Origin of the sequence: Bacillus sp. FSL K6-2841 (assembly GCF_037976435.1) — a bacterium.
In the GTDB taxonomy this organism is placed as follows: domain Bacteria; phylum Bacillota; class Bacilli; order Bacillales; family Bacillaceae; genus Bacillus; species Bacillus pumilus.
Genome location: NZ_CP150266.1, coordinates 378,596 through 389,460 on the forward strand (window position 1 = coordinate 378,596; position 10,865 = coordinate 389,460).

1 protein-coding gene is annotated in these 10,865 nt (G+C 45.1%); it reads left to right on the forward strand.

From position 1 onward, the window contains the following. Positions 1–143: 143 nt before the first annotated feature. Positions 144–10,850, forward strand: coding sequence for an amino acid adenylation domain-containing protein (locus MHH68_RS02030; protein ID WP_339164889.1), 10,707 nt, complete (start codon positions 144–146; stop codon positions 10,848–10,850). The last annotated feature ends 15 nt before the right edge of the window (positions 10,851–10,865 follow it).

The window sequence follows — 10,865 nt, forward strand, 5'->3', positions numbered from 1 at the left end:
AAATGGGAGTCCCTCCGTTTTATTCGGGGTGGGCTTCTTTCCGTATTCTGTCTATTTTAATGAAATAGACTTGGTTCTTTTGATATAGAGGGTGCAGGGTTGTCACAATGGTGGAGAAAACACAGAAGAGGCGGAGGATGAAAATGAATACAGTTTATTACCCCTTAACACATGCGCAAAAGCGAGTATTCTACACGGAAAGATTTTATCCAGGTACAAGTATTTCTAATTTGGGTGGATTCGCCAGATTGAGATCGGTATCAGGTTTAGATCCATCTTTGGTCGTTGACGTGCTTCAAGCGTACATTCGCCAAACTGACTCCCTTCGGCTGAGGCTGGTGTATCAACATGAGCAGGAGGAGCCTGTTCAATATATCAAGCCTTATGAAGAACAGCCGATTCGCATGGAGAAGGGCTGGAGTGAAGAAGAAGTGAGGGCTTGGGCGAATGAGCAAATCCGTGAGCCGATGCCGTTGATTGACAGCCCCTTGATTGAATTTACAGTCTTTCAAATCAGTGATGAAGAGTGCTGGCTGTTTTGTAAAGCACATCATATTGTGGCGGATGGTATCTCCATTATCTTAATGGGAAATCGCATCATCGACTTATACCAGGACATGCTGCACGGGGTAGACATCTCACCGGTTGAGGAGATTTCCTTCGTTGACCATATCATGAGTGAGCAAAGCTATGAAACTTCTAAACGGTTTCAAAAAGACCAATTTTTTTGGAATGAGCAATTTGCCAATATTCCAGATTTCGCTTCTTTAAAACCGCATAAGGGATATGAGATGAGTTTACATGCGGAGCGATTTTCAGGGGATATTCCAGATTCTTTGAAGGAGAAACTTCGTGCGTTTTGTGAAGAGCAGAAAGTCAGTATGCTCTCGATGTTTATGTCTACTGTTTATATGTATTTGCATCGTTTTAGCGGTATGGAGGATGTTGTCCTTGGAACCTTTATGGGCAACCGAACAAATGCCAAAGAAAAAAAGATGATTGGTATGTTTGTTTCCACCATTCCGATGCGTGCATCTGTTCAGGGGTCGCAATCATTTCTGGATTTCGTCAAACAGGTCATGGCGGATCAAATGAAGATCTTGCGTCACCAAAAGTACCCTTACAATCTTCTCATGAATGATTTGAGAGAAAGAGAAGGGTTTACAGGACGCCTTTTTGATATTTCTTTAGAATACCAGGTCATGCAGTGGCAGAAAAAAGAGAATCTGTCTTTTATTACTGAACCGATCTTTAGCGGGAGCGGAATGAATGATATATCCATTCATGTAAAGGACCGTTGGGATACAGATACATTGACCATTGATTTGGACTACCGTACAGATGTATTCACCGAAGAAGAAATCAGTCAGATGTTTGATCGATTCTTAATCATACTAGAAGCGGCGGTCTCCCAGCCTGATCAGCTGATCGGGAAACTCCCTTTACTTCCACAAGATGAACAAAAGGAACTGCTGCAATTATCTCAGAGAAAACCGTTTCAAAAACCAGCTGAAAAGCCAGTTCATCATTTGTTTGATGAGGCAGCCAATAAGTATGCAGAGCGGAAAGCCGTTGTAGCAGAAAATGGAGCATTGACTTATGGAGAACTGTATCAAAAGGCAGAAAGGCTGGCGCGTTTTTTACAAATGAAAGGTGTCTCGCGTGATGTGCCTGTTGCTGTCCTAATGGATCGAAAGGCAGAGGCTATGGTGGCGATCTTCGGCATATTAAAGGCTGGCGGGGCGTATGTACCGATTGATCCGGTATTACCTGAGGAGCGCATTCAATATATTGTGGAGGATTCTGGTGCTTCCATTGTGTTAACAGAGGAAACGTTCGTTTCAACATACCGTGCCCTCTCGGAAAAAATGGTCGTGCAGCAGCAAATCGAATTAGATGATGAACTGCTGCCTCAGCTTGTAGATCAGTCGGTACCAGAGGATTTGGCTTATATGATTTATACATCGGGGACGACTGGAAAACCGAAGGGCGTCATGATTGAGCATCTTCAGCTGCATCATTTGGTTCATGCCTTGCATCATGAGATTTATGAAGAGGCGAGTGAGCTTCAAATGGCGCTTCTTGCACCATTCCATTTTGATGCATCGGTGAAACAAATTTTTGCTGCGATATTATTTGGGCATACACTTCATATTATTCCGCGAGAAACAACGAGAAATGGTGTTCAATTAGCGGCTTATTATAGAAAACATCAAATTGAAGCAGCAGACGGAACCCCGGCCCATGTACAGCTTTTACTTGCAGCGGAATTAGACGGTCTGTCATTGAGACATATGTTAGTTGGGGGAGAGGCATTGCCTGCGAAAGCAGCATACTCGCTTATTGAAGCGGTTCGTATGAGTGAGCCTGCTTTTACTTTGTGGAATGTGTATGGTCCGACTGAGACGTGTGTCGATGCGGCGGTTCATCGCCTAGAACTAAGTGAACTTCGCGAATCATCTGAACAGCAGCGTTATGTGTCAATCGGAAAGCCGCTCGGTCATCACCGTCTTTATATTTTAAATGACCATGATCAATTACAGGTACAGGGGGCTGCCGGAGAACTGTGCATTGCAGGGATAGGTGTTGGACGAGGCTATGTGAATCAGCCTGAATTGACGGAGAAAGTATTTACGGCAGATCCATTTTCTCCAGGTGAGCGGATGTATCGAACAGGGGATTTAGTCAGATGGCTTCCAGATGGCACAATTGATTATCTTGGCAGAATGGATGATCAAGTGAAAATAAGGGGTTATCGCATAGAAACAGGCGAAATTGAAGCAGTGATGGAGCAGATAGATGGAGTGGATCAAGCTGTCGTACTAGTAGTTGATGAAGCGGACGGGGAAAAGGTGCTAAGTGCTTATTATCAAGCTCGTCATAAAGATGTGTCAGTTGACATGGTGCAAGCCGCTATCAAACATCAGCTGCCAGCTTACATGATGCCGCTCTATTTCAAGGAGCTTGATGCATTTCCACTCACAGTCAGTGGCAAAGTTGATCGTCGTGCACTTGCTGCCTTAAAAGGTGATAAAGCCGTTCAAGCTGTTTATGCTGCGCCTAGAAACGATCTCGAAACGAAGCTTGTGCGTTTGTGGGAAGAAATTCTTGGTCAAGAGAAGATTGGTATATATGATTCCTTCTTCGAACGAGGGGGGCATTCGCTGAAAGCAATGACTGTACTCACACATGTGCAGCGAGATTTCCATGTAGAGGTGCCTCTATCCATTTTATTTGAACAGCAGACCATTGCGGCTTTGGCTGCCTACATTGAGCAAGCGGAAACAACTTCTGAAACGGTGATACCTAAAGCACCTGCTTTAGACCATTACCCATTGTCACCTCCACAGCAGCGCGTTTATATGGTGAGTCAATTGGAGCAAAGTACTGCATATCATATGCCAGCTGTTGTGAGGTTAAAAGGAACGCTGCAACAAGAGAGGCTGACTGAAGCCTTTGAAAAACTCATCACACGTCATGATATGCTGCGTACGTCTTTTCATACGTTGAAAGGCGTTCCTCGTCAGCGGGTAGCTCCTTCCGTACCTTTTCAAATAGAGCAGCTAACAGGCGGTACGATGGAAGAAAATATGCAGAAATTTGTCAGACCCTTTGACCTTGAGTGTGCACCACTTCTTCGCATTGGCTTGAAGTCATTAGATGATCAGGAGCACTTGCTCTTTTTCGATATGCATCACCTGATTTCAGATGGTCTTTCGATTGATTTGATGCTGCGTGAGCTATCAGATGCTTACGAAGGATCCGTCAAAGTCCCATTGAAGCTTCAATATCAGGACTATGCTGTTTGGCAAGAACAACAAAATTTTCAAAAAGAAGAGGCATTCTGGCTGCAAGAATTCTCGGGTGATCTTCCTGCTTTACAGCTGCTGACCGATTATCAGCGCCCATCGATTCAGTCGTTTGCAGGGGATCGTGTGATCAAAGAAATCAATGAAACGTTAAAGAGGCAATTACAGGAGATAGCGGCAAAACACCATACGACACTGTATACGGTTCTGCTTTCTGCTTACTATACATTGCTTGCGAAGTACACGGGGCAAAAGGAATTCGTGGTAGGAACACCGGCGGCGGGGCGAGTGCATGCAGACTTGGATGACATGATTGGCATGTTTGTCCAGACACTTGCATTGCGGTCAGAGGTTGATCCAAATAAAACCATGTCGCAGTTGATCGAGCAAGTGAAGGAAAAGACGATGCATGCATTTGAGCATCAGCAATATCCATTTGAACGATTGCTTGAAAAACTGAATATGCCAAGAGATTTTAGCCGTCATCCATTATTCGATACCGTTTTTACACTCATGCCAGATCATGGATCAGCCCAGCATATTGGAGAAATGCAAGTTGAAATCGAAGAAACCAATTTCCATATTGCAAAGTTTGATTTAACGCTGCAAGCAATGGAGTCAGATCAAGGTTTATCCTTTGTCCTCGATTACAGTACGGCGCTATTTAAACGAAATACAGCCGAGCAGATGCTGCATCATTATATGTATTTGCTGGAGCAGATGGTCCAAGCGCCGGAGGAAGCGATTCGATCTTATCGATTACTTTCTGAACAAGAAGCAGATGCTCAACTGAATCTGTGGAATCCGTTACCGTCACCTTATCCGGCAGAAGAAACCATAGTGACGCAGTTTGAAGCACAGGTGGAGGCGCACGGTCATAAGCCTGCACTCCAGTGTGAAGGCGTGATTCTTTCTTACCAAGAACTAAATGACCGTGTGAATCAGCTGGCTCATTATCTGCGTGAACATGGGTTTGAAAGAGGGATGAAAGCAGCCTTATTCTTTGAACGATCTCATGAGATGGTACTCTCTGTTCTAGCTGTACTTAAGGCTGGCGGCGTCTATGTACCAATTGATCCTGATTTTCCTGATGAGCGCGTGAAGCACTTTTTAACAGACAGCGGTGCGCAATTCTTATTGACACATCAAGTGCTGCGCCATCGCTCGGTGCTCGCTTCTTTTGAGGGAACCATCATCGAAACAGAAGATCAGGCAATTGATCAGCAATCAGACAGCCCTATAGATGTTGGTATTTTACCAGAGGACTTGGCGAATTTGACCTATACATCTGGTACAACTGGAAAACCTAAAGGAAATATGGTGAAACACCGGAACATTTTGAGGACAGTGAAGCAATCAAATTATCTTGCCATTCATCATGATGACACGGTGATGAGCCTGTCAAACTATGTATTTGATGCTTTTATGTTCGATGTCTTTGGTGCTTTATTAAACGGTGCGAAACTGATTGTTCTGCCAAAGGATCATATCTTAAACATGAATGAGCTTTCTGGAGCGATTGAGAAGGAGAAAGTCAGTATTTTAATGATCACGACAGCTCTTTTTCACTTACTTATCGATATGAAAAAAGACAGCTTGAAGAACGTCAGAAAAGTTTTGTTTGGCGGAGAACGTGCTTCTGTGCCTCATGTCATGACTGCACTTGAAACGGTAGGGGCAGGCAAGCTTGTTCATATGTATGGTCCTTCTGAAAGCACGATATTCACTACGTATTATCCTGTGAATCACATTGAGAAACAGGCGGTGTCTATCCCAATCGGAAAGCCAGTGAGTCAAACGGCTGTTTATATTGTAGATGAATTTGGACAGCTGCAGCCGTCAGGTGTAGCGGGAGAGCTATGTGTCGCTGGGGATGGACTGGTCAAAGGATATTATGGACAGCCAGAACTCACAAGTGAAAAATTCGTAGAAAACCCTTTCCGCCCTGGTGAGGTCATGTATAAAACGGGTGATCTTGCACGCTGGCTGTCAAATGGAGAGATTGAATTCATTGGACGAATCGATCATCAAGTAAAGATTCGAGGTCAGCGTATTGAACTTGGAGAAATTGAGCATCAGCTGCTTTGCCATCCGCAATTGAAGGAAGCTGTCGTCATTGCAGCCCCAAATGACACATTATGTGCATATTTTACAGCCGAAGGGTCCGTCTCATTAACTGATTTGCGGGAGCAGGCAGGGCGTGAACTGCCTGTGTATATGATGCCGTCATTCTTCATGCAATTAGACGAGCTGCCGCTGACGAATAACGGCAAGGTAGATAGGCGTGCGCTGCCAGTGCCTGACTTAAGTGAGCAAGGGGTAAATGAGTACATCCCACCTCAAACAGAAACAGAGCGTCTTGTAGCGCGCATTTGGGAGGAAGTTCTTGAAGCGCCGCGAATCGGCAGGCACGATCATTTCTTTGAATGCGGTGGTCATTCACTGCGCGGCATGAAAATGCTGAACAAGCTGTATGAAGAGATGCATGTGGAGCTCACTTTGAAGTCTTTATTTGAATCTCCAACATTAGAGACGTTTGCCTTTGCGGTTGATCAAGCGGATCAAACGGAGATCAAGCGGGTGGAGGTTGCAGAAGAAGCGGCCTATTATCCAGTGACATCAGCTCAGAAAAGGCTGTTTGTATTGGAGAAAATGACCGATGCGCAGCAAAGCTATCATATGCCGGCTGCTTTAAAGCTTGAAGGTGCTTTTGATGAAAAACGATTTAAAAAAGCGATTGAACAGCTTGTCCATCGTCATGAAGCATTTAGAACGAGCTTTGATTTTGTTCAGAATGAACCTGTTCAACGGATTGAATCAAACATCTCCGTAGACATTGAGACAATCGAAGGGAACGGACGAGACATACAGGAATTGATGAATGACTTTATCCGTCCATTTGATATAGAAAAGGCGCCTCTACTCAGAGTAGGTCTAGTTTCTGGTTCCGTAAATGTCCATTATTTACTGATTGATATGCACCATATCATTTCAGATGGTGCATCTGTGGGCATTTTAATTGAGGAGCTTTCAGCCTTGTATCGAGGAGACAAACTAGAGGAATTACCTGTTCAATATAAGGATTATGCGGTTTGGTCAAAAAGCGAGGCGTTTGCTGCACAAATAGAAGCTGAAGAGGCGTTTTGGCTGAAGCAATTAGAAGGAGAACTGCCTGTACTGGCACTGCCAGAAGATCTGCCAAGACCAAAAGTGCAAACATTCGAAGGAGACCGCGTCTCATTTACAATCAATGGGCCGCTTAAAGCGAAATTGGATGAGCTGGTCAGAGCGCTCAACAGTACGACGTATACAGTGCTGCTCACGTGCTACAGCACCCTTTTAAGCAAGCTGTCAAGACAAGAAGATATCATCATCGGTTCACCGATTGTAGGTAGAACTCATCCGGATATTCAATCTGTCATTGGTATGTTTGTGAACACGCTGGCACTTAGAACAAAGCCAGCAGGACATCTGACAGCGGCAGAATTTGCGTCAAATGTTCATCAGCTTGTGTTAGAGGCAAATGAGCATCAGTTGTACCCATTTGAAGAATTGGTAGACCATGTGCAAACGGTTCGAGATACTAGCCGTCATCCAATCTTTGATGTGGTGTTCTCGATGGAAAATGCAGATATCCGTGATTTAACGATGGACGGACTTCATATTGTTCCGCAGCCATTCGAAGAGAATATCGCCAAATTTGATTTGACCTTAACTGGAAAAGAATCAGCTGATCACATTGAGCTTGTGTTCGATTTTAATTCTTCTACTTTTCAAAAGTCGTCGATCGAAAAGTGGAAGGTGTTTTTCCTTCATTTATTGGAACAAATGGTATCAGCGCCAGATCAATCGCTGGATCAAATGCAGCTATTATCACCGAATCAGCAGCAAAAACTGCTCAGTGAATGGTCGGGTCCTGTACTAAACGTTCCGTCAGATCAAACGGTTCATGCACTGATTGAGGCTAAGGCATACGAGACGCCTCATCAAAAAGCGGCGACCTTCCGAGGAACGAGCTGGACGTATGAAGAGCTGTACAATCGGGCAAATACAGTCGCTTCAAAACTCATCTCAAACGGCATAAAACGAGGAGACCGCGTCGGTATTCTGACCCGTCCGTCCCTTGATATGACGGCAGCTGTCCTTGGCGTTCTCAAGGCAGGTGCGGCATTCGTTCCAGTCGATGCGGATTATCCGGATCAGCGTATTGCCTATATGCTGGAAGACTGCGGGGCAGAGGTTCTTCTGATGCAAAAAGGGCTGGCTGCACCATCTTCATTCACAGGTCATGTTCTATTGATAGAAGATGCGGTAGAAGGCGAAGCACAAGACATTCATGTTCATGTCAAACCAACTGATCTCGCCTATATGATTTACACGTCTGGAACGACAGGACAGCCGAAGGGTGTCATGGTTGAGCACCAGTCCATTGTAAATCTTTCGTTCTGGCACAATGATGCCTTCCAAGTGACCAATGCGGATCGAACTGCCAAATATGCCGGCTTTGGCTTTGATGCCTCCATTTGGGAAATGTTCCCGACATGGATCGCCGGCGCAGAGCTGCACATCATTGATGAAGCGATTCGTCTCGATATGATCAAGCTCAATACGTATTTCAATGACGAAAATATCACCGTTGCGTTCCTGCCGACCCAGCTATGCGAGCAGTTTATGTCGATGGACAATCATTCCTTGCGTTACTTACTAACAGGCGGAGACAAGCTAAAACAGGTAAAGCCTGTTCCTTATCAACTCGTGAATAACTATGGTCCAACAGAAAACACGGTCGTGGCGACAAGCGGGATCATCAACCTAGATCAAGGCACGCTTCCAATTGGAACAGCGATTGCCAATACCCGTTTTTACATCATGGGTTCGTTATATGACCTCTCGCCGCCAGGCGTACCGGGTGAGCTTGTGATTGCGGGGAAAGGACTGGCACGAGGGTACTGGAATCTTCCAGAGGAAACAGAGAAAAGCTTTGTCCCAGATCCATTTTATTCGGGTGAGCGTATGTACCTGACAGGCGATTTAGTGAAATGGACAGAGGATGGCGAGCTGATCTATCTCGGCAGAAAAGACCATCAGGTCAACATTCGCGGCTTCCGGATTGAGCTGTCAGAAATTGAAGCGCAACTTCTTGCACTTTCGGAAGTCAAAGAAGCAGTTGTGACAACGGTCAAAGATGCCAGCGATCAAGACGCGCTTGCCGCATATGTCATCACAGATGAAGAAACGACTGACCTAAAGGAAAGTCTAAAACGAACGTTGCCAGACTATATGGTCCCTTCATGGATCATCAAGCTAGACCACCTGCCGATGACGGCAAATGGCAAAGTCGATCTAAAGGCATTGCCAGCACCTGATAAGGAAGCCAATCAAACAGCTTACGAATCCCCAAGAGACGAAGTTGAAACGCTTCTATGTGGCATTTGGGAAGACGTGCTTGGCGTCAGCCAAGTCGGCATTCACGATCACTTCTTCTTCCTTGGAGGAGATTCAATTAAAGGCATCCAAATGGCAAGCAGACTCACACAAGCGGGCTGGAAGCTCGATATGAAATTGCTTTTCCAATACCCAACGATTGCGGAGCTGCGCCCATATATCGAAGAAGCGGACCAACTGACAGCCGACCAATCACCTGTCGAAGGGGAAGCCATTTTCACACCGATTCAGCGCTGGTTCTTTGAACGGAACTTTACGAATCAGCACCATTGGAACCAATCGGTTATGCTCCAAGCGCCAAATGGCTTGGATGAAACCATCGTTCAGCAAGTGTTGGAGCAGCTCATGATCCATCACGATGCGCTGCGAATGGTGTATCCGCTTGAAGAAGGACGCGTGATCCAGCGTCATCGAAAAATCGAAGAAAACTTGGTAACTGTTGATGTAATGGAAGTACGAGGGGAACTGTCGCAGCAAATCCAGCAGGTAGAAAAGCTGGCAAATGAAGTGCAAGCGAGTATATCGCTAGCGGAAGGACCTTTAGTAAAGCCAGCCATTTTCCGAACGGATCAAGGGGATCATTTACTGCTCGCTGTACATCATCTTGTCATCGATGGTGTGTCATGGCGTATTTTCCTTGAAGATTTTATGGCTCTTTATGAACAGTCGAAGCGCGGGGAAATCCTGACACTTCCTGAAAAAACACACTCTTTCCAAGAATATGCCCAGAAGCTGACGGAATACGCGATGTCAGATGAGTTGCTGTCGGAAAGAGCTTATTGGAAAAAGGTGCTTGCGCATCCCGTTACACCAATTCAAAAGGATCATGTGACAGAGGATCAGAGGATGCTTCATACACAGATCATTCGTTTTACATTGTCTGAGGAGGAAACACGCAGTCTGCTGACAGATGTACATGAAGCATATCAAACAGACATCAATGATATTTTGCTGACAGCACTCGGATTGTCTATGAAAGAGTGGACAGGAGAAGACAAACACTTTATTCATCTTGAAGGACACGGAAGAGAGAACATCCTCCCTGCGGTCAATGTATCACGGACGATTGGCTGGTTTACAAGTATGTACCCTGTGTTACTGGATATGTCGCATGCAGACGATCTTTCTTATCAGATTAAGCATTTGAAAGAGGAGCTCAGGCACATTCCGAACAAGGGAATCGGCTACGGCATATTAAAATATTTAACCCCTGACAAGATGAAGGAAGATATCTCATTCGATCTCGCGCCAGATATCAGCTTCAACTATCTTGGTCAGTTTGATGAACAGATCAGCGGTGAGTTAAGCCGCTCAACGTGGCATCCAGGACAATCGCTGAGTCCTGAATCAGAGAAACCTCATGCACTTGATATTGTTGGTTTCGTCGAACAAGCTATGCTCCATGTGACAATTTCTTATCATCATCTTGAATTTGAAGAACGTACGATGGAACAATTCAAGGACCTTCTTGAAAAGAATGTGAAGGCGCTGATCTCACATTGTGTATCACAGGAAGAAACCCAGATGACACCTAGTGATGTAGGGGATGAAGATCTCACGATGGACGAACTTGAAAAGCTAATGGATATATTTTAAGCAAACGAAGAGGTG

Excerpts from the sequence above, each read along its gene's own strand:
- MHH68_RS02030 (WP_339164889.1), top strand. The coding sequence starts at position 144 with ATGAATACAGTTTATTACCCCTTAACACATGCGCAAAAGCGAGTATTC.